General features: G+C 65.4%; 16 protein-coding genes. 1 reads left to right on the forward strand and 15 read right to left on the reverse strand.

Annotation, left to right across the window (positions count from 1 at the left end; genetic code table 11):
* Nucleotides 1-17 precede the first annotated feature (17 nt).
* The 9 genes from AB7531_RS30445 to hydA form a co-directional block, all read right to left on the reverse strand.
* Nucleotides 18-1,619: an ABC transporter substrate-binding protein gene (locus tag AB7531_RS30445; RefSeq protein WP_063984404.1), complete on the reverse strand. Its 1,602-nt coding sequence runs from the start codon at nucleotides 1,617-1,619 to the stop codon at nucleotides 18-20.
* A 141-nt stretch (nucleotides 1,620-1,760) separates the two neighbouring features.
* Nucleotides 1,761-3,431 carry a nickel ABC transporter ATP-binding protein NikE gene (nikE, locus tag AB7531_RS30450; RefSeq protein WP_063984405.1) on the reverse strand — a complete coding sequence of 557 codons (1,671 nt, stop codon included), beginning with the start codon at nucleotides 3,429-3,431 and terminating at the stop codon, nucleotides 1,761-1,763.
* Entirely contained in the window at nucleotides 3,428-4,276 is an 849-nt protein-coding gene (locus AB7531_RS30455; RefSeq protein WP_008131147.1) for an ABC transporter permease, read from the reverse strand. The genes nikE and AB7531_RS30455 overlap by 4 nt, the downstream gene beginning before the upstream one ends.
* Complete coding sequence (locus tag AB7531_RS30460; RefSeq protein WP_063984406.1) at nucleotides 4,273-5,307, reverse strand: ABC transporter permease; 1,035 nt, start codon at nucleotides 5,305-5,307, stop codon at nucleotides 4,273-4,275. Before AB7531_RS30460 ends, AB7531_RS30455 begins: the two co-directional genes overlap by 4 nt.
* Nucleotides 5,308-5,335: 28 nt before the next feature.
* Nucleotides 5,336-6,955: an ABC transporter substrate-binding protein gene (locus AB7531_RS30465; protein ID WP_063984407.1), complete on the reverse strand. Its 1,620-nt coding sequence runs from the start codon at nucleotides 6,953-6,955 to the stop codon at nucleotides 5,336-5,338.
* Nucleotides 6,956-7,062: 107 nt separating this feature from the next.
* Nucleotides 7,063-8,499, reverse strand: coding sequence for an NAD(P)-binding domain-containing protein (locus AB7531_RS30470; protein WP_063984408.1), 1,437 nt, complete (start codon nucleotides 8,497-8,499; stop codon nucleotides 7,063-7,065).
* Nucleotides 8,496-9,245, reverse strand: a complete 750-nt coding sequence (locus AB7531_RS30475; protein ID WP_231144493.1) for an SDR family oxidoreductase — start codon at nucleotides 9,243-9,245, stop codon at nucleotides 8,496-8,498. Before AB7531_RS30475 ends, AB7531_RS30470 begins: the two co-directional genes overlap by 4 nt.
* A gap of 1 nt (nucleotide 9,246) precedes the next feature.
* Nucleotides 9,247-10,221 (reverse strand): NAD-dependent epimerase/dehydratase family protein, encoded by a 975-nt coding sequence (locus AB7531_RS30480; protein ID WP_063984409.1) that lies wholly within the window; start codon nucleotides 10,219-10,221, stop codon nucleotides 9,247-9,249.
* Nucleotides 10,222-10,237: 16 nt separating this feature from the next.
* On the reverse strand, nucleotides 10,238-11,707 hold the full coding sequence (gene hydA / locus AB7531_RS30485) for a dihydropyrimidinase (RefSeq protein WP_063984410.1): 1,470 nt from the start codon (nucleotides 11,705-11,707) through the stop codon (nucleotides 10,238-10,240).
* 56 nt (nucleotides 11,708-11,763) lie between these two features.
* On the opposite strand from hydA, the gene AB7531_RS30490 reads away from it, so the two are divergent.
* Nucleotides 11,764-12,426 (forward strand): aspartate/glutamate racemase family protein, encoded by a 663-nt coding sequence (locus AB7531_RS30490; RefSeq protein WP_063984411.1) that lies wholly within the window; start codon nucleotides 11,764-11,766, stop codon nucleotides 12,424-12,426.
* Here AB7531_RS30490 and AB7531_RS30495 read toward each other — a convergent pair.
* From AB7531_RS30495 to AB7531_RS30520, 6 genes are all read right to left on the reverse strand, one after another.
* Nucleotides 12,423-13,091: a flavin reductase family protein gene (locus AB7531_RS30495; RefSeq protein ID WP_187387762.1), complete on the reverse strand. Its 669-nt coding sequence runs from the start codon at nucleotides 13,089-13,091 to the stop codon at nucleotides 12,423-12,425. The two genes, AB7531_RS30490 and AB7531_RS30495, sit on opposite strands and share 4 nt — an antisense overlap.
* A 5-nt stretch (nucleotides 13,092-13,096) precedes the next feature.
* On the reverse strand, nucleotides 13,097-14,029 hold the full coding sequence (locus AB7531_RS30500) for an N-carbamoyl-D-amino-acid hydrolase (RefSeq protein ID WP_063984413.1): 933 nt from the start codon (nucleotides 14,027-14,029) through the stop codon (nucleotides 13,097-13,099).
* Nucleotides 14,030-14,135: 106 nt separating this feature from the next.
* Nucleotides 14,136-15,818 carry a long-chain-fatty-acid--CoA ligase gene (locus tag AB7531_RS30505; protein WP_441280214.1) on the reverse strand — a complete coding sequence of 561 codons (1,683 nt, stop codon included), beginning with the start codon at nucleotides 15,816-15,818 and terminating at the stop codon, nucleotides 14,136-14,138.
* Nucleotides 15,815-17,110, reverse strand: coding sequence for a class-III pyridoxal-phosphate-dependent aminotransferase (locus AB7531_RS30510; protein ID WP_063986532.1), 1,296 nt, complete (start codon nucleotides 17,108-17,110; stop codon nucleotides 15,815-15,817). The genes AB7531_RS30505 and AB7531_RS30510 overlap by 4 nt, the downstream gene beginning before the upstream one ends.
* Nucleotides 17,111-17,120: 10 nt before the next feature.
* Entirely contained in the window at nucleotides 17,121-18,701 is a 1,581-nt protein-coding gene (locus AB7531_RS30515; protein WP_063984415.1) for a hydantoinase B/oxoprolinase family protein, read from the reverse strand.
* Nucleotides 18,698-20,707: a hydantoinase/oxoprolinase family protein gene (locus AB7531_RS30520; protein ID WP_063984416.1), complete on the reverse strand. Its 2,010-nt coding sequence runs from the start codon at nucleotides 20,705-20,707 to the stop codon at nucleotides 18,698-18,700. Before AB7531_RS30520 ends, AB7531_RS30515 begins: the two co-directional genes overlap by 4 nt.
* Between the last annotated feature and the right edge of the window lie 198 nt (nucleotides 20,708-20,905).

A 20,905-nucleotide genomic window follows, 5' to 3' on the forward strand; every position in this document is an offset into this window, starting at 1 on the left:
CTGGCTTCAGCGTACCATCATGCGGATTTCGACACGTTCCAGAAGAACGGCAGCGGCCCCTTGGTGATGCCGGAGACGTTCTTGCGCCATGCCGTGTAGGTCAGGAAGAAGCCGGTCGGCGCGTAGACGACATCCTCGAGCGCCGCCTTGTTGACCTGCCCGATCGCGGCCTTCTCTTCATCGAGATTCTTGGCGTCGAACCAGGCCGTGATCTCCTTCTCGGTATTCGGGCTGTTGGGCCAGCCGAACCAGGCCTTGTCGCCATTGGCGCGGATGGCGGTGTAGGCGGCCGGATTGATGCAATCGGCGCCGGCGTGCCAGCTGTGGAACATATTCCAGCCGCCCTGCCCCGGCGGTGTCTTCATCGCGCGGCGCGCGCCCACCGTGCCCCAATCGGTCGCGACGAAATCGACATTCATGCCGAGCTTCTTGAGCAGATCCGCGGTGACGTCGCCCTGCGCCTTCGTGATCGACTGGTCCTGCGCGACCACGCATGTGACCGGCTGGCCGGAATAGCCGCTCTCGGCGAGCAGCTTCTTGGCCGCATCCAAATCGCGCTTTCCTTTCAGGATCTCGCCGCCCAACTCGGTGTAGAGCGGTGTGTCCGGCGTAAAAAAGCCGGGCAGCGGCTTCCACAACGTATCGTCGTCGCCGACCAGCGCACGCATATAGTCTTCCTGGCTCAACGCCATCAGCACCGCGCGCCGCGCCTTCACATTGTTGAAGGGTGGGTGCAGATGGTTCATCCGGAAGGAGCCGATATTGCCGAGGGGATCGCCGATATCGACGCTGATGTTCTTGTTCTTCTTCAGCACGGGCACGAGATCGGAGATCGGGTTCTCCCACCAGTCGACCTCACCGTTCTGCAAGGCGGCGGCAGCGGTGGCCGGATCCGGCATCACCAGCCACTCGACGCGATCGACCAGGATGTTCTTGCCGCCGGCAAGCCACGACGCCTTCTCCTGCCGCGGCACGTAATCGGTGAACTTCTCGAACACCGACTTGGCGCCGGGCACCCATTCGCTCTTGGCGAACTTCATCGGACCCGAGCCGACATATTCGGTGATCTGCTTGAACGGATCCGTCTTCGCGATGCGCTCGGGCATGATGAAGGAGCACGGCGCGTTGTTCTTGGCCAGCGCGTACAGCATTTTCGGGAAAGGCTGCTTCAGGACCCATTTGAAGGTGCGGTCGTCGACCGGAGTCAATTCCTGCTGGATCGCGAGGATCATCAGACCCATTGGATCGCGCGCGGCCCAGCGCGACAGGCTCGCGACGACGTCCTTGCTCAGCACCGGCTCGCCGTCATGGAACTTGAGACCCGGGCGCAGCTTGAAGGTCCAGGTCTTGCCGTCGTCGGTGGTCTCCTCGGACTCGACCATCTGACGCTGCGGCTGAAGCTTGGCATCGACGCCGTAGAGCGTGTCCCAGACCAGCGCCGCCGCGTTGCGCACGACATATTGCGTGCCCCAGATGGGATCGAAATTGGCGAGGTTGGCTTGCGGCACGAAGCGCAGGGTGCGCGCAGAGGCGCCTTGTGCGATCGCCGGGGCCGAGAGGCCGGTCAATGCCAGACCGCCCGCGCCGGCCAGTCCCTTCAAAACGGTCCTGCGATCCATGAAATCCTCCCAGTAGTGCCGTGATGCCGGCCATCGTTGGCCAAAGGCAGGTGAAACCAGAACCCATTGGCGTGCAAATGGTATGCCACTAACCAGGCCTTCGCCAGCGGGATCTCATCGGGATTACGACCGGTTCAGGCGTCAAAGCGCGGCCGCCAGTGCCGGTCCGGTCTCGATATGCGGAATCGCCTCGACCAGCTTGCGCGTGTAGTCGGTCTTGGGATTGTCGAACAGCGCCCGGCTCTCCCCCTGCTCCACGATGCCGCCATTGCGCAGCACGATGGTGCGGTCGCAGAGCATACGCACGACATTGAGATCGTGGCTGACGAACAGCAGCGCGATGTCGTTCTCGCGCCTGAGACGGTCGAGCAGTTGCAGCACCACCGCCTGCACCGAAACGTCGAGCGCGGCGGTCGGCTCGTCCAGCACCAGCAGCCGCGGCCGGCAGGCGATGGCGCGGGCAATGCCGACGCGGGCCTTCTGGCCGCCGGAGAGCTGGTGCGGAAAGCGCGGCAGCAGATCGAGCGGCAAGCCCACCCGCTCCGCACACTCTTCCACCCGCTTGCGCAGTGCATCACCCGCACGCATGCCGTCGAGCCGCATCAGGGGATGGGCAACGCAGTCGAACGCCGTGAAGCGTGGGTTGAGGCTCTCGTTCGGGTCCTGAAAGACCATCTGGATGTCTTTGCGCAGCGGCGAGCGATGGAAGTCACGCGAGGCGACATGGCCGATCGACTGGCCGTCGAACACGATATCGCCTTCGCTCGGGTCGATCAGGCGGCAGATCATCCGCGACGTCGTGCTCTTGCCGGAGCCGGACTCGCCAACGAGCCCGACGCTCTCGCCGCCGGCCATCGTCATCGAGAAATCCGCGACCGCAGCGGAGCCCTGGTCAAAACGCTTGGCGAGCTTGCGCACCTCGAGGAGCGGTGGCGTCCCGTGCGGGAGCTCCTGCCTTGGCTTGCTGACGATCGTCGCATGCCGTTCCCGCTCCTCCTCCGTCACGAGATCCTCGATCCGCGACGTCGCGGTCGGCGATGCCGCAACGAGGCGGCGAGTATAGGCGTGCTGCGGTGCGCTGAAGAGCTTTTTGGGGCTCGCTTCCTCGACGATGCGGCCGCGCTCCATCACGGCGATGCGGCGGCAATAGCGCGCCGCGAGACCGAGGTCGTGCGTGATCAGGATCGTCGCCATGCCACGCGCGGCGGCAATGTCTGCGAGCAGATCCATCACCACCTTCTGGGTCGTGACGTCGAGGCCGGTGGTCGGCTCGTCGGCGATCAGCAGTGCAGGATTGCAGGAAATCGCGATCGCGATCATCACGCGCTGGCACATGCCGCCGGAGAGCTCGTGCGGATAGGCGTTCATCCGCGTCTCGGGGTCGCGGATCTGGACCGCGCGCAGCAGCTCCAGCGCCTCGGCGCGCGCGGCGTCCTTCGATATCTTCTTATGCGTGAGGATCGCATCCGCGATCTGCAGGCCGATCGCGCGGATCGGGTTGAGCGCCGCGCGCGGATTCTGGAAGATCATGGACATCGCGGCGCCCTGGAGCTGACGGAGGTCTTCGCCTCTGAGTTTTGTGACGTCCTGCCCGCGAAACAGGATCTTGCCGCCGGTGACGCGCCCGGCCGCATCGAGCAGCCGCGTCGTTGCAAAGCCGGTGACCGACTTGCCCGAGCCGCTCTCGCCGACGAGGCCGAGCATCTCGCCCTTCTCGACCGTGAGCGTCACGCCGCGCACGGCCTCGACCATGCCACGCCGCGTCGAGAACGAGACGTGGAGGTCGTTGATCCCTAGCAGCTCCTCGCTCATGTGCGCATCCGCGGGTCGAGAATGTCCCGCATCCCGTCACCGAGGAGATTGAAGCACAGCACCGCCATCATCAGCGCGAGGCCCGGAAAGGCCACCAGCCACCATCGCCCGGTCGAGATGAAGCGCGCGCCCTCCGCGACCATGATGCCCCATTCCGGCGTCGGCGGCTTGACGCCGAGGCCGATGAAGGACAGGCCGGCCGCGTTGAGAATGGCCCAGCCGAGATTGAGCGAGATCTGCACCGCCATCGCCGGCAGGATATTCGGCAGCAGGAAGCGCAGCACCACCGAGAAATGGCTCTCCCCGCAGGCACGCGCGGCCTCCACCCAGCCGACATTGCGGCGAACGTTGACCTCGGCGCGCGCGAAGCGGATGTAGAACGGAAGATTGATGATCGCGGTCGCGATCACGATGTTCTCGATCCGGTTGCCCAAGGCGGCAACCATCGCCATCGCCAGCACGAACAGCGGAAAGGCCATCATCACATCGACGAAGCGGCCGACACCGCGATCGAGCTTACCGCCGGCATAGCCGCAGAACGCGCCGACGACGGCGCCGATCACGAAGGAGATGCCGACGGCGGAGACGGCAATGGCGAGATCGAGGCGCGCGGCGATGATGAGGCGGCTGAACACATCGCGTCCGAGCTGGTCGGTGCCGGCCAGATGGGCCGCGCTCGGCGGCAAAAGAGCCTCCGAGACATTGGAGACCACGGGATCATAGGGCACGATCCAGGGCCCGAAGATCGCAATCAGGACGAACAGCGCAACGCCGGCCGCGGCAACGGCGGTGAGCGGGTTGCCGCGCAGGATCCAGACCGAATGGCGGAGAGTTGCGCTGGTCATTCGATCGACACCCTGGGATCGGCGATGCCGTAGCAGATGTCGACCACGAGATTGACCAGCACGAACAGGCTGGCCATCAGCAGCACGAAACCCTGCACGGGCGCATAGTCGGAGGATAGGAGCGCATCGAGCGCGTAGGAAGCGACGCCCGGCCAGGAGAACACTTTCTCCACCAGGACATTGGCGCCCAGCATGGTCGAGAACACGATGCCGGCGATGGTGATGACGGGCAGGATCGCGTTCCGCAGCGCATAAGTGACGACCACCTTGTGCCAGGACAATCCGACCGAGCGCGCAGTGCGGACGAAATCGCTGCCGAGCGAGACCAGCATCGAGGCCCGCGTGATCCGCGCCAGCGGCGCGATCACGAACAGGGCCATGCTCACCGCCGGCAGGATCAGCTGCTTGCAGGCGGCCCACCAGCCCTCGATATCACCCGCGAGCAGGAAATCGATCGACAGGAAGCCGGTGCGCTGCGGCGGCAGCGAGGTGAAGACGTCGATCCGCCCGGTCGGATCAGGCGCCAGCCCGAGCAGGTAGTAGAAGACGTAGATCAGCAGCAGGCCCGAGACGAAGGTCGGCACGCAGACGCCGAGCGCGCAGAACAGCCGCACGCCGTGATCGACGATCGAGCCAGGCTTCAAGGCCGCGACCACGCCGAGCGGCACCGCCGCGATCAGCGCGATCAGCAGCGCCGTGAAGGTGAGCTCCAGCGAAGCCGGCAGCCGTTCGCGCAGGTCCTTCAGCACCGGCTGTCCCGTCATCATGGAGCGGCCGAGATTGCCGTGGCCGATGTCGGAGAGATAGAACACGAGCTGCTCCGGCACCGACCTGTCGAGCCCCATCTGCTTGCGGATCTGCTCGATCTCCTCCTTGCCGGCATTGGGCCCCGAGGCGAAGAACACCGCGGGGTCGCCGGGCAACACGCGCATCAGCAGAAAGGTGAAGACCAGCACACCGAACAGCGCCGGCAGTGATGACAGAAGCCGCCTGCCCGCCCGTACCATGGTTGCACCAAGACCGGTCGTCACCTCTGAGAGCTCCTCTCGTTGTCCGACGTCACTTGCGGCTGACGTCGCGATAGTCGACCTGGCGGTGGAACTCGTAGGTGTAGCCTTCGACCGACGACGCCATTACCGCATCCTGGTTCGGCTGCCACAGCATGATCTGCGGCATCAGATCGACATGCATCGCGTTGAGCTTGCGGCCGGCTTCCTCATACTTGGCCTTGTCCGGCTCGAAACGCGCCTCCTGCGCGATTGCGGCAAGATCCGGGTTGTTGATCGAGCTGTAATTCCAGCGCTGATTGCCGGTGTAGAAGTTGCGGTAGAAGTAATCAGTCGACGGCAACCACGCTACGATGCCCTCGGTGTAGAAGGGAAGCTTCTTCTCGTTGATCTGCGTGGACATCTGTGCGTCCGGCAGCTTCTGGATGTCGACCTTGATCCCGATCTTGCCGAGTGACTCCTTCACCAGCGCGGCCATCGGCTCCGCGGTCGAGGACTGGCCGACGTTGAAGCTGAAGGTAGTCGAGAAACCCTCGGGGAGCCCGGCGGCCCTGAGGTATTCCCTGGCCTTGTCGAGGTCGACCTTCACGGGCTGCTGGAACGGATAGATGCCGTTCAGCGGCTTGCCGTCCGGCCAGGTCGCGCCGAACAGCGGCGCGCCGCGGCCGAACAGGGCGGCCTTGAACATGTCGTCGTAGGGCAGCGCGTAAGCGATGGCACGGCGGACATTGACGTTGTCGAAGGGCGGCATCTGGTTGTTCATCGAGACATAGGTGATCGCATTGTACTGCGGGGTCGAGACCACCTTGAGCTTGCCCTTGGCCTCGAGCGACTGCACGTCGCTGGCCTGGAGATCGACGACGAGGTCGGCATCGCCGCGCTCGACCAGGTTGGCGCGGGTCGCCGGCTCCGGCACGGACTGAATGATCACGCGCTTGAAGAATGCGGGCTTGTTGGCCGAACCGCGGTTCCAGGTCTCGTCGCGCTTGAGGATGACCTGCTCGCCCGGCTTGAAGGTCTCGACCACATAAGCACCGCTGCCGGCGGTGTGCTCCTTCAGCCATGCGGTGGCCCAGGGATCATCCGGCGTCGCGTGCTCTTTTGCCACCTTCGAGTTGATGATCAGGGGATAGACGGTGGCGAGATTGGGCAGCGCGAGCTTGTCGGGTTTCGGCAGCGTCACCTCGATGGTGAGGGGATCGATCACCTTGAACTGGTCCGCCGACGTCAACGAACCCGTCAGCAACTGGGCCTTGCCGAGGATCGGCGCGGTGACGCAGCGATCGAGCGACCATTTCACGTCGTCGGCCGTGACAGGCGAACCGTCCTGGAACTTGGCGTCCTTGCGCAGGCGGAAGGTCAGCTTCAGGCCATCGGAGCTGACGTCGTAGGATTCAGCGAGCTCGCCGGTGATCGTGTCGAGATCGAACACCCATTTGCCGTTGAGCTGCTTGCGGCCGAACGCCACCAGCCGGTCATACGTGCTCATGCTCAGCGCGAAGGACTCGCGCGTCGAGCCGGGGATGTTGGGATCGAGCGTGTTCACCGCTGATCCCGTGACATAGCGCAACGTCTCCGCCCTGGTCTGTGCCTGCGACGGCGCGGTGGCAATGAGCAACAGCGCAGTGGTAGCGAGGACTGAGGCCGCGGGCCTGAAAGACACAAAACGCATTCGTTTTCCCCAAAATTTCGGCAAGAACGCCAGCAAGGCAGGTCAAGAAAGAAGCAAGTTGCGCGCCAATCCCGCAGAGGCGCTTCGTCGCGGCGGTGCATGGATGATCATCGCGATTCCTCCATTGTTCGCGCGGGCCGCGCAACCACGGCCTGCGGCACGTCGTAGGCGCTGAGCGAAGCCCAGTGACGTTCGACATCGCCGCGAAACAGGCCGCGCGTCAGGCCATTGACCAGCTTGGGAATGGCCGTCGTCATCGCGTTGATCGACGATCCCGACGGACCAAAACTCATGGTGGAGGCGATGGCGAAAAGATGGATGTCGGAGATCCACGGCGTCTCGCCAGACACACGCTCGGTGAAGGCGTAATCGTCAGCGAGATAGGGAAAGCGGCCGAGCCGCGCGTTGCGCTCGCTCGCAGGCGGCTGGTAGCGATCGGCCCAGGTCGCGATATTGCCGGCGAAGCGGCGCAGCTCGCCGCGGCCGGCAAAGTTCATGTCGATGCCGGTGCCGCAAATGACGAAATCCGCCGTGATCGTGCTGCGTGGCGTGTGCAATTCGACACCGCCATCGGTCTGCCTGGTGCCCTCGACCGGCGCACCCTCGTGCAGCGTGAAATTGGCGTGACGCGCGCAGCGATCATAAGTCGGCTGCGGAAAGCCTTCGCGCATCTCGAGGATCTTGCGCATGAAGCGCCAGCGCCAGGCATCGTCGAGATCGCTGAGATGGCGCAGAAAGCCGCGGAAGGTCAGCCAGCGATAGGGCTGGATCACCTGGATCTGAGCGCGGCGGCAGAGCAGATGCACCTCCGCCGCGCCTGCCTCCAGCGCGGTCGCCGCATTGTCGAAGGCGGACGCGCCGGCGCCGATCACCGCGACGCGCTTGCCGCGCAGGCTTTCGAAGTCGATGTCGTCGGCAACAGTTGCGACCGAACTCGCTGACAACTGACGAAGCGGCTCCGGAATGACCCAGTCGCCCATGCCCTCCTGCCCCGTCGCCAACACGATCTTGCGGGCATGGAGCGTCTCGACGCCATCGGCGCGTCTCACGCGCGCGGCGAGCAGACTGTCTGATGCAGGCGCAATCTCCAGAAGCTCGCAGCCGTTGCGCACGGGCAGACCGATCGTGCGTCGCAGCCAGAGCAGATAGTCCGCCCAATGCCCGCGCGGGATCAGGTCGAGTGTCTGCCAGCTCTCCTTGCCGAAGCGGGCCTCGTGCCAGGACTGATAGGTGAGGCTCGGGATATCGAGGTCAGGTCCCGTATAGTCCTTCGGGCTGCGCAGCGTCGGCATGCGGGCATAGCTGAGCCACGGGCCCTCCTTCCCCTCCTCGGCCTTGTCGAGCAGCAGGATGTTGCTGACGCGCGAGCGCATCAGGCCGAAGCCGATGGCGATACCGGACTGGCCGGCGCCGATAATGAGAACATCGAGCGCGGGCTTGCCATCCGGCCCCGTCTTCGGCTCGAGCCAGGCGGCGCCGGGATGCGCGATCATCGCGAGATCGGCGCGCACGGTCGCTTCAAGCTTTGCCAGCGCGTCGCTCATGCCGCGAGCCAGCCTCCGTCAACCACCATCACGGTGCCGGTCGTGAACGAAGACGCATCACTGGCGAGATGCAGCGCGGTCTGAGCGATTTCTTCCGCCTGACCGAAGCGCTTCATGGCGTGGCGGTTGCGGGAGGCTTCGCGCACCTCGTCCGAATTGGCGTGGCGGGCAAAGCTGCGGCGAAGCATCGGCGTGTCGATTGCGCCGGGCGCAATCGCGTTGACACGGATGCCGTCGGTCGCGAAATCGACCGCCATGGTGCGCGTCAGGCTGACGATCGCACCCTTGGCGGCGATATAGGCACTGTTGCCCTTGCCGCCGGCGATGGCGAGCTGCGACGCCAGCGTGATGATCGAACCGCTCTTCTGCTGCTGCATCTGCGGCACCGCCGCCCGCGCCCACAACCAGGTGCCGCCGACATTGGCGCGGAACACCGCGTCCCAGTCTTCCAGCCTCGTCGTCAGCACCGTGCCGCCGCAGGAGAAGCCCGCAGCGGTCATCAGAATATCGAGACGGCCGTGGCGCACGATGACGTCGTTCACAACGGTCTCGGCGAAATCGGCATCGCCGACATCGCCGACATGCGTCGTCGCCTCTCCGATCAGGCTCAACGTCTCCTGAAGGGCCGCGGCATCGCGATCGACAAGGGCGAGATGCGCACCTTCCTCCGCAAACAGCTTTGCGCTGGCGCGGCCAATGCCCGAAGCTGCTCCCGTGATGATGGCCGTGCGCGCCTGCAGCCGCATCTCAGATCCACTCCTTGTGCTGCTTCAGCCAGCCGCTCATCGCGGCGGCGGACTCGGCACAGCCGAACCGCGCACGCCAGCCGAACTCATCCGCCATCCGCGCGACCGAGAGCGGTGCGCGATGGCGCCCATGCAGCTTGATGGCGGTCGTCTCTCCGGCCGCCGCGAGCCTGCATTGCAGGCCGGGATTTAGCGCCGCAAAGGTCTTGCCCCATTCCAACGCCGGCCATAGCCCGCCGCTGGAGATGTTGTAGAGCCGATGGCGCGGCCGCTCGGCTTCGATCAGCATTGCCACGGCTTCGGCGGCATCCGGAGCGTAGATCCAGTCCTTCATGCCCGTGTCGGGCATGATCGCCGGCTCGCCACGGGCAAACGCAGCTAGGATCTGGTACTGGAGGCTCGGCGTGTCGCGTACCGAGCTGGGTCGCTCCCACGGACCGAACAAGGCGCTTAAGCGCACACTGAGGAAGTCGCCGCCAAAGAGCTCGGCATGGCGCGCCACCGATCGCTCGGAGGTGAACTTGCTGATGGCGTAAAACGAGACCGGATCGCAAGGCGTTTCCTCGTCCAGAACCTCGACCCGCGCGCCCGCGGCGCCATAGGCCGAGGCCGACGACAGATTGACGACACGGCGAACGCCATGTCGGATCGCCGCGAGCAGGATCGGGATTTGCGCCATCACATTGATCTCGAGAACGCGCGCGGTCGACGCTCGCTCGAGTTCATCGCCGGCCGTCACCGCGGCGCCCAGCACGATCGCATCGCAGCCCGCGGCAATGAGGGCGTCGATGGCGTCTGCGTCGGTGATATCGCCCTGCACGGCTTTGAGCCGTGCGCCGTAGTCAGCAAGCGATCGCCGCGCGGATGGCGGCAACTCTGCGCGGTCATACAGCGTGACGTCATGCCCGCGCGCGAGCAGCACCTCGGCAAGATTGAGGCCGACAAAGCCCGTGCCGCCGAAGATGACGATCTTCATCGCGCGCGATCCACCATCACAGCAGCTTTGCCCCAAAATTCCGCTCGGGATCCATGTCGGCGACGAGCCGCCCCGTCGGCTTTGCCGCCTCGCCGCCGCTGCGCGCCAGGAATTTGCCGCTGCCGGCCTCCGCGAGGCACTTGTTGCCGTCGATGATCACCCGGCCGCGCGAGAGAACGCTAACCGGCCAGCCCTTCAGCTTGCGGCCCGCGAACGGCGTGTAGCCGGCGAGGTCGTGCATCATCTCGTCGGCGATCACAGTCTCGCGATTGGGGTCCCAGATCGCGATATCGGCATCGGCGCCGACCGCGATCGAGCCCTTGCGCGGATGCAGATTGTAGATTTTTGCCGGCGCGGTCGAAGTCAATTCGACGAACTTTTCAAGGCCGAGCCGCCCCTTCGACACCATCGCGTCGAACAGCAGCGGCAGCCGCAGTTCCAGGCCCGGCAGGCCGTTGGCCACCTGCTTGAAGTTCGGATTGGGTCCGGCGCGCAGCTTGCCGGTCTCGTCGTAGCGATAGGGCGCATGATCCGACGAGATGGTCTGGAGATCGCCAAGCGACAGCGCCTGCCACAACGCCTCCTGGTCGGAATGCGTACGTGGCGGCGGGCTGCACATCCACTTGGCGCCTTCCGCGCCAGGCTTGTCGAGATCGTTTGCGGTGAGGAACAGATATTGCGGACATGTCTCGGCGAAGACCTTCAACCCCTGCCCGCGCGAATCGCGGATGACCTTCGCGCCTTCGGCGGTCGAGACATGGAAGATCATGATGGGCTGGTCGATCAGGGCGGCCATGCCGATCAGCCGGGTGAAGGCTTCCGCCTCCGACACGCGGGCGTGGCTGACGGCGTGATATTTCGGCATCGTGTAGCCGCGCGCGAGCAGGCGCTTCACCATCCAGGCGATGATGCCGTGATTTTCGGCATGGGCGCACAACATCGCGCCGGACTGGCGTGCGGCCAAGAGGATGTCGAGCAACGGCTCGTCATCGACCTTGAGCCGGTCATAGGTCATGAAGATCTTGATCGAGCCATGGCCCTGCTTCACCAACGCCGGAATGTGCTCCTCGACGGTCTCCTTGGTCGCATCCGCAATGATCATGTGAAAGGCGTAGTCGATCACGGCGCCCTTCTTGGCCAGCGCGTGATAATCCTCGACCACCTGCGGCAGCTTCATGCCGACATGCTGGGCGGCGAACGGAATTACCGTGGTCGTGCCGCCGAAAGCGGCAGAGACGGTCGCGCTCTCGAACGTGTCGGCATTCATGATGCCGGCCGCGGACAACTGCTCGATATGCGCATGGCTGTCGACGCCGCCGGGCAGCACCAGCTTGCCGCGCGCATCGATCTCGCGTTTCGCCGCCGGAAGCCCGCGGCCGATTGCTGCGATGGCCTCGCCGGAGATCGCGACATCGGCCTCGAACACGTCGGTCGTGGTGGCGACGCGGCCGCCGCGGATGATCAGGTCGTATGTGGGTTCAGTCATGAGGCACTCCATGATATGCCTGAGCTACGTGATCGCCATCTCAAGGGAAGACCAACATGCCCCGGCCGCGCATTCTCGTCATCAATCCGAATTCCAACCCTGCGGTCACGCAAGGGCTGGAGGAGGCGCTGAAGCCGCTCGGTTTCGAGGGTGGCCCGGAACTGGTCTGCCAGTCGCTGGCCGAGGGTCCGTTCGGCATTGAAAGCCAGGCCGATGTCGACGGCGTTGCGATGCCGCTGCGCCGGCTGGTCGAAGGCGACAACAGCTCGGCTGCGTTTGTCATCGCCTGCTACAGCGATCCCGGGCTTCAGGTCTGCCGCGAAGGCACCGACCGTCCCGTGTTCGGCATCGCTGAGTGCGGCGTGCTGACGGCGCTGGCCCGCGCCGAAACCTTCGGCGTCATCGCGATCGCCCAGCGCTCGATCCCGCGCCACATGCGCTATCTCCGGCAGATGGGATTGACCGATCGCCTCGCCGGCGAGCGGCCGCTCAACATGAGCGTCGCCGAAACCGCCTCGGGCGAAGGCACGCTGGCGAAGATGATCGAAATCGGCCGCGCGCTGCGCGACGAGGACGGCGCCCGCGCCATTGTGATGGGCTGCGCCGGAATGGCGCGCCATCGCCGTCCGCTGGAAGAAGCGCTTGGCATTCCCGTGATCGACCCGACACAGGCGGCCGTCACCATGGCACTGGGTACGGTGCAGTTCTCGGCTCACTAGGCGTCCTTCAGCTCGTTGGCGTCCTGCCGCGCGAGCCATTGCGCGTGGCTCTCGCGCGCAAGCGCAAACGTATCCCGCTGCGTGGTATAGAGATTGCCGAACATGCGGCCGATCGGCCGGTAGGCCTCGAGATCGACATACATGTTGGCCTCGTCGACGAGGCCCTCTCGGGCGTGAACCCTGAGCACCTCGCCGACCAACAGCTCGCGATCGGGCGAGAAATTCAGCACGACATGACGCCGGCATTCCAGCGCAAAGGGTGCCGCGGCCAAGCGCGGAACTTTCACATCGACCGAGGGAAGCGTGGCAAGCCCGGTCGCCGCGACCTCGCTGTCGCCAGAGGGAAAATCGACCGCGCAATCATTCATCGCGGCAGACAGCGCCTCGTCCACCATGTGAACCACGAACTCGCCATCGCGATGGATGTTGCGGGTGGTGTCCTTCGGGCCGTGATCCGGCTTGTGCTGGAGCCCGAGCACGATCAGTGCAGGGCTTTCGGAGAAGACATTGAAGAAGCTGAAGGGCGCGGCATTCACCGCTCCGTTCGCGTCCAGCGTCGTCACCAGCGCGATCGGCCGCGGCACGACCACGCCGCAGAGCAGCTTGTAGCGGTCGCGCGGATCGAGCTCGCGCAAGGAAATGCCGGATGTGCTGTTGCCTGCCATCGGCGTCACTTCTCCGGCGGCGGCACCGCGCCGGTCTGGCTGGTAATCAGGCCGTAATGCTCGATGCGGCGATGCTGGGCAAAATTGAAGATCGTGGTCTTGCCGAACGTCGTGGCGTCGAGGTCGCAGGCGTGAACCAGGACCTCGTCGCCCTCCGTCTTGGCCTCAGCGACGATCTCGCCATCGGGATCGACGATCAGGCTGCCGCCGAACAGCGGATGGCCGTCCTCGACACCCGCCTTGGCCACCGCGACCACCCAGGTCGCGTTCTGATAGGCGCCGGCCTGCACCGAGAGACGGTTGTGGAACAGCCGCTTCTCGATGCCCTCCTCGCTCTTCTCCGCATTCACCGACGGCGTGTTGTAGCCGATCAGAACCATCTCGACGCCCTGCAGGCCCATGACGCGATAGGTCTCGGGCCAGCGCCGGTCGTTGCAGATGGCCATGCCGATGATGCCGCCCAGCTCGCGCCAGACGTTGAAGCCGAGATCGCCCGGCTCGAAATAACGCTTCTCCAGATGCTGGTGCGACCGCTTGGTGTCGTAGTCCACATGGCCCGGCAAATGGACCTTGCGATATTTGCCGACGATCTTGCCGGACTTGTCGGTCAGGATCGCGGTGTTGAAGTGATGCCCGTCCGGCGTCAGCTCGGCGTAGCCGAAGTTCATCGCCATCTGATGCTGCGCCGCACGCTCGAACAGCGGCTTGGTCGCCGCATTCGGCATCTCACGCTCGAACCAGGTATCGAACTCGGCCCGGTCCTCCGCATACCAGCGCGGGAAGAACGTCGTCAGCGCCAGTTCCGGATAGACGATCAGATCGGCGCCTTTTGCTTTCGCCTCATCCATCAGCGCGATCATGCGCTTGACCACGGCCTCGCGGCTGTCGACCTTCTGGATCGGGCCCATCTGGGCGGCGGCAACGGTGACGATACGCATCAGCGAGTTCCTGATTTCCTGGTGAGGCTGGGGATCGTAGCTTGAGGGGCGTGCCGGCGCGCGCAGCATAACGCGGTCTTGCGCCGTTTTTCCAGCCAAGCAGCTTTCATGCCGTCCGCCCCCATTCTGCATCCTGCAAAAGCCGCCAGTTGATCTTGTTGCTGGCGGTGCGCGGCAGCTCATCGACGAAGACGACGGCGCGCGGCGCCTTGTAGCTGGCCATCGCACCACGGGCCCAACCGACGATGTCGTGCGCAGACGTCGTCGCGCGCGCGGCTTCGTCGAGCACCACCAGCGCCTTGACGGTCTCACCGCGGTAGTCGTCGGGGGTCGAGACGATGCAGCATTCCCGGATGGCGCGGTTCTGGTACATCGCCGCTTCCACCTCGGCCGGCCACACCTTGAAGCCGCTGACATTGATCATCCGCTTGAGGCGGTCGACCGCGAAGAAATAGCCTTGGGCATCGCGATAGCCGAGATCGCCCGTGCGCAGGAACCGCTTTCCCGAGAGCTCGATGAAGGACTCGGCGTTGGCCTGCGGCCTGTTCCAGTAGCCTTGCAGCACTTGTGGTCCGTGGACGACGATCTCGCCGACGACATTGTCGTCGAGCTCGATCAAGGTCTCGGGATCGACGACCCTCGCATCGGTCTCGTGCACGGCAATGCCGAGACACTGGCGCTTCGGCGCAGTCATCGGATTGAGATGCGTCGGCGACATCGTCTCGGTCATGCCATAGCCTTCGACGAAATCGAGGCCAAAGCGGCCTTTGAGCCGTTCGGCCACCGCGGTCGGCATTGCCGCAGCACCTCCGGTCAGCACCCTGAGTTTTGCAAAGCACCGGTCGCGGAACCGGACGCTTGCGAGCACGTCGACGATCATTGTCGGCGCCGCGTTCCAGAACGTGACGCCGTAGGTCTCGAACAGATCCGGCAGCAGATCCTTGTCCCAGCGCGCCATCAACAGCAGCGTGGCGCCTGTCACCACAGCGGCATTCATCGAGCCCTGCATGCCCGCGACATGGAACAGGGGCATGAAGCCGGTCATCACATCGTCGCCGTCGAGCCCATACCAGCGTGCCTGCAAGACGGCCGTGAACAGCGCGCTGCGATGCGTATGCATGCAGGCCTTGGGCTTGCCTGTTGTGCCCGAGGTGTAGGGCAGGATCATGAGATCGTCCGGCCCCGCGGTCATTGCGCCGGGCTGCAAACCTTGCGCGATCGCCTGCGACCAGGAACGCCAGCCTAGCGACGACGGTATCTCCGACGGCGCCTCGGTGATGCATGAAGGCAGCGTATAGGGCGTGGCGGCCGGCACTTCGTCGCGATACTGTGCGACGATCGTATGGGAGATGGCTTCGCCCACCAGCGGCGCGAATATTTCGCTCAATTCGCTTCCGATGATCGCGACCCGGGCCCCACTGTCTTCGGCGAGATACGCGATCTCGGCCGTCTTGTTCATCGGATTGACCGGCACGATCACGGCGTCCGCCCGCATCACCGCGTAGTAGGCGATGACATATTGCGGCGAGTTCTGCAGTGCGATCATGACGCGGTCGCCGCGCTTCACGCCGCAAGCGTTCTGCAGGAATCCGGCTAAGGCATCGACCCGCGCGCGTAGCTCGGCATAGCTCAGGCTCGCACCATAAAACACCGTCGCCGGATGCGATGGGCGATCCGTCGCCGCACGCGCCAGCGCGTCGTAAAGCGTCCCCTCCGGCATCGCGAGATGCCAGGGCTCGTCCGCCGGCCAGGCCGGCGAGCGTTGAGGTGTTGCGGGGTCTGCGCTCACCCGTGCTCCTCGTCTGCGATATCGAGGCCGTGGTCGAGCGCATCCAGCAGCCGCTCGGCTTCCTGCTCCGAGATCACCAGCGGCGGTGCCAGGAACAGCGAAGTCTGCTCACCGCTGGTGCCGATCACGGCACCCGCCTCCAACGCCCGCTCTGCGACACGCGAGGCGATCGGGACCTCGGTGGTGTCGGCATGCCAGGCGCGCCAATCCGGGCCGTGCAGCTCCACCGTCCAGTGCAGCCCCTGCCCCGCCACGCGCTGCACGCTCGGATGCTTCTGCGCGATCGCGAGCAGGCGGCGGGTGAACAGCTTTTCGAGCTTCCGGACGTGCTCCAGAATCTTGTCGTCGCTGACGACTTTCAGGTACGCGCTGACGGCAGCCATGCTGATGGGATGGCCGCGCAGCGTGCCGTAATTCTGCCAGCTCGTGCCCTTGAGCCGCTCGACGATATCTTTCGACACCACGACCGCCGCGACTGCCGCCGCACCGCCGCCGAGCGATTTTCCGAGCGTCACGATATCGGGGTGGCTCTCCGCGCCCTGGAAGGCGAACCAGCGGCCTGCGCGGCCAGCGCCGGTGACGACCTCGTCCGCGATCCAGTACGAGCCAGCCTCCCGCGCGCAGCGCGCCACCTCGTCCTGATAGGCACCATCGTAGTAGATGCCACCCTGGGTGTAGTCGATGATGGTCGCCGCCGTGTCCGAGAGCAGCCGCGTGGCATCAGCCAGATATTCGCTGGGCGGGGTGTTGTTGGCCGGCGCGCCGTAGATGGCGCCATCCGGCGCGGGCAGGACCCTCACCGGTGCCATCGGCGCCGGCAGCTTCGAGCCGCCCGCGTGCACCGCGAGGCCGCCGTGCCATTGCGGCTGCACCGTCATGGCACGGGAGAGGCCAGTGATGCCGTGATAGGCGCGCTCGCGCGTCGCCAGCGCAGACCGCTGTGTCAGCGCCTGGCAGAGCGACAGCGCCATATCGTTGGCCTCGCTGCCGCTGATGCAGAAGCGCACCGCGCCGACCCAGTCGTCTTCGCCTTTAAATGCGGTGGCCATCAGATCGTCGGCCGCCTGCTCACGGCCGACCCAGGTCCAGCCTTCGTTCACGACGGGCGTATCGGCCGCGCGGCGGATCGCCTCCACCATCGCCGGGTGACGATGGCCGAGGCCGCCGCCGGTGTTGCTGCCGTCAATCAGCTTGCGGCCATCGGACAGGTGAAAGTAGACGCCCTCGCCGCCGACGACGGCCATCGGCGCGGCTTCGCCCGCGTTCAGCCCGGTTCGCAACAATCTGCTCATCGCAATCCCCTCACTCCGCGGCCGCGGCGCCATAGCCGCCGCCGCCGCACATCTCGATCGTGACGAGATCGTCTTGCTGCAACACCAGGTTCGACTTGCCGTCGATCGCAACGTTTTCGCCCTTCCGCACCAGCGAGATGCGGCAGGCCTTGCCAGCTTCGCCGCCCTGCATGCCGAACGGCGCAATCACCATGCGCTCGATGCAGGTGGTCAGGTGCATCGAAGGCGCGAGGATGCGATAGGTGCGAACGGAGCCGTCACCGCCGCGATGGGCGCCCGCGCCGCCGGACTGCCGGCGAATGGCCTGCTGCTCCAGGCGGATCGCGTAGCTCGCCTCGATCACCTCGACCGGCGTGTTCGACGTATTGGAGAGATGCACGCGCGTCGCCGACATGCCGGCCCGATCATGCCGCGCGCCCTCACCACCGCCGTGAACCTCGTAGAGCATCTTCCACGAGCCGTTCTGCCGCGGCTCGGCAAAAAACAGCACGCCCGCCGTGGTCGCTCCGCCCGCCGACAGACGCTCAGGGATGGTGTCCTGCATCGCGCGAAAAATCGCATCGACGATGCGCATGGACGTCTCGTGGTTGCCGGCGGCCACGGACGCCATCCAGCCCGGCTCCAGGATCGAGCCCGGGCGCGTGATGATGGTCAAAGGCCGGAGCGCGCCCGCGTTCTGGTGCATGTCGCGCCCGCTCATGATGCGTGCGGCATAGGCGACAGCTGAGCGTGCCATGAACGGCGTCGTGTTGCAGAAATTGGAGACGCGATCGCAGCTTCCGGAGAGGTCGAAGGTCGCCTCGTCGCCGCGAATGGTGATTTTCACATGGATGCGCGCAGGTGCATTGTTGACGCTGCCGTCGTCGAGATAATCCTCGCCCTCGTAGACGCCATCAGGCAGGTCGCGGAGCGCCTCCCGCATCTCGATTTCGGAGAGATCGTGCAGCCGCGACTGCGTCGCCGTGAACACCGCCTTGCCGTGCTCGCGGCAAAGCTCGACGATGCGCTTCTCGCCGGCCTTGGTCGCGGCTATCTGGGCGAGCAGATCGCCCTCGCAGGACTCGGGATCGCGGACGTTGGCCTTGAGCAGCTGTACGATCGGCGTGTTGACGCCGGCTGACGTGGCGATCAGCACCGGCGGAATCCGCATCGCCTCCTGGAAAGTGTCGATCGCCTTGGCAAAATAGCTGCCCGGCCAGGTGCCGCCGATGTCGGGCCAGTGCGCGAGGCTCACCGCAAACGCCACGATCTCGCCGTCGACGAAGACGGGACGCACGACCTTGACGTCGTTGAGGTGATTGCCTCCAAGCGCGCCGACATTATAGATCACGACGTCACCGTCGTTCAGGCTGTCGCGCGGCATCACCTTCAGCAACTCGGGGATGGTGTAGGCCATCGCGCCGAGATGGATCGGGATGTCGCGGCCCTGCCCGACCAGGCCGCCGCGGCCATCCGTGATCGCGGATGACAGGTCGCCGGCCTCGCGCAGCAGCGGCGAGCGCGCCGAGCGCGTCATCACCAGGCTCATTTCCTCGGCCGCGGCCGAGAGCCCGTGCCTGATAACCTCGACAACGAACGGATCGAGCTTCATGCCGTCCTCCGCGTCAGGAACAGATTGCCTGATACATCGGGTTTAGCTTGCCAGCCCGGCGGGACCACCACCGTTGACCACGCGTCCTCGATGATCGCGGGGCCGCTGACGACATCGGTCAATTTGGCGCGATCAATGATGGCGGTTGGGATATCGTGGAGGCCGTCGAATGAGCAGGCGCGCTTGCCTGACGACACCGCCCTCACCGCAGTCGCCGGCCGGCTCACCACCGTCGTCGACGGGCGCCGCGCTTGCACGCGCACGGATTCGATGACGCAGGGCTCGCTGGTCGCATAGCCGAACAGTTCGTGATGCCGCGCCAGAAAGTCCTTCTTCAGCTTGGTCACGTCGAGCGGCAACGTGAAGGGCACCGGAATGGCGTCATTCTGCGCCGCGTAGCGCATCAGCGCCACAAGCTCGACCTGGATCTCGGCCCTCGCAACGCCGTTGGCGATCAGCGGCGCCGAAGCATCGTCCATCAGCGTCCCGATCCGCTCCGACACGCGCGCGAGATCGATGCCATCTAGGGCGGCGCGTAGCGTCTGCTGCTGGAGAAAGCTGAAATCAGCGGTGAGACAGCCCAGCGCCGAAAAGGCGCTGGATGCGCTCGGCACCACGACCTCTGCAATCCCGTAGAGATCGGCAAGGCCTGCGGCATGCATCGGGCCGCCGCCGCCGAAGGCGAGCAGCGTGCAGTCGCGTCCGTCGATGCCGCGTTCGACCGTGACGCGGCGAAGCGCGCGGGCCATGGTCGCGTTGGCGACCTTGATGATGCCGAGCGCGGTTTCGGTCAGGCTCAGCCCCAAGGCGCGCGCAATCGGCTCGATGACGCGTTCCGCTGCCTTGATGTCGATGCCGATGCGGTCGCCAAGCTTGGTCTCGGGATTGAGATAGCCGAGCACGGCGTTGGCGTCGGTAATGGTCGGCTCGGTGCCGCCGCGGCCGTAGCAGGCCGGCCCCGGCTCGGAGCCGGCGCTCTCCGGCCCGACCGTCAGGCCGCCGGGACCGTTTCGCACGATCGATCCGCCGCCGGCCCCGATGGAATGGACCGCAAGCATCGGCTGACGCAGCGGCTTGTCGCCTAGCATGCGGCCGTCGGTCATCTCGGCCTGGCCGTCGACGATCAGGCAGACGTCCGTCGTGGTGCCACCCATGTCGAAGGTGAGCATGCGCGATGTACCGAGCTGGCGCGCGATGCTGACCGATGCGGAGACGCCGGCCGCCGGCCCCGACATCGCCATCACCAGCGGCCGCCGCTTCACGGCTGAGATCGGGACCATGGCTCCGGCCGAATGAAACACCTGCAAGCCGGCGCCGATCGGCAACCGCTGCTCCAGCTCGCTGAGATACTCCACCGCGATCGGCATCGCGGCCGCGTTGAACACAGTCGCCGACGTCCGTTCGTATTCGCGCGCCTCGGGATTGACCTCGTGCGACAGCGAGACGTGGGCGACGACGCCCTTGAGCCGTTCGCCGAGCATCTTTTCGTGGACGGGATTGGCATACGCGTGAAGCAGCGCCACGGCGACGCTCTGCACGCCGGTCTGCTTCAGCCAGGCCACCAGGCGCTCGATCTCGGTCTCATCCAGCGCCTTCAGCACCCGGCCTTCGTGATCGAGGCGCTCGGCGAGCCCAAAGCATCGTTCGGGCGGCACCAAAGGCGGTGATTTCGGCGGAATGTCGAGACGATAGAGATCGCGGCGGCGATAGCGCGCGATCTCGAGCACATCGGCGAACCCTTCGGTCGCGACCAGCGCGACCTTCGGCAGCCGGTTCTCGACGATGGCGTTGGTGACGCGCGTTGTGCCGTGCACGAAGCGCTTGACCTCGCTCTTGCGCAGGCCCACCGCCTCGATCGCTTCCAGCATCGCCTGAACCGGCGCGTCGGGGCGCGACGGCACCTTTGCGATCCGCGCCTCCGCGGAGTCGCGCCTGATGGCGATGATGTCGGTGAAGGTGCCGCCGATATCGGTGCCGACTTCCCAGTGATTTTCGGAGGAACTCATGTGCGGGGTCAGTTACGGATGACGTCCGAACCGGACGCCGGGTGCTTGCCGTCCATCGCAACGTCCAATGCCAAACCGAGAGCGCTCATCATCATCCCCTGTCATGCCACCGCCTGCGAGCGTGCGACAGAGCGATGGGCTCGGGATAGGGCCAGAGTTGTCGCAAACCACTAGACCAGCGCAGGACCGGCATCACGC

This window comes from Bradyrhizobium sp. 63_E2_N1_3 (assembly GCF_052076005.1).
GTDB classification, from domain to species: domain Bacteria; phylum Pseudomonadota; class Alphaproteobacteria; order Rhizobiales; family Xanthobacteraceae; genus Bradyrhizobium; species Bradyrhizobium barranii.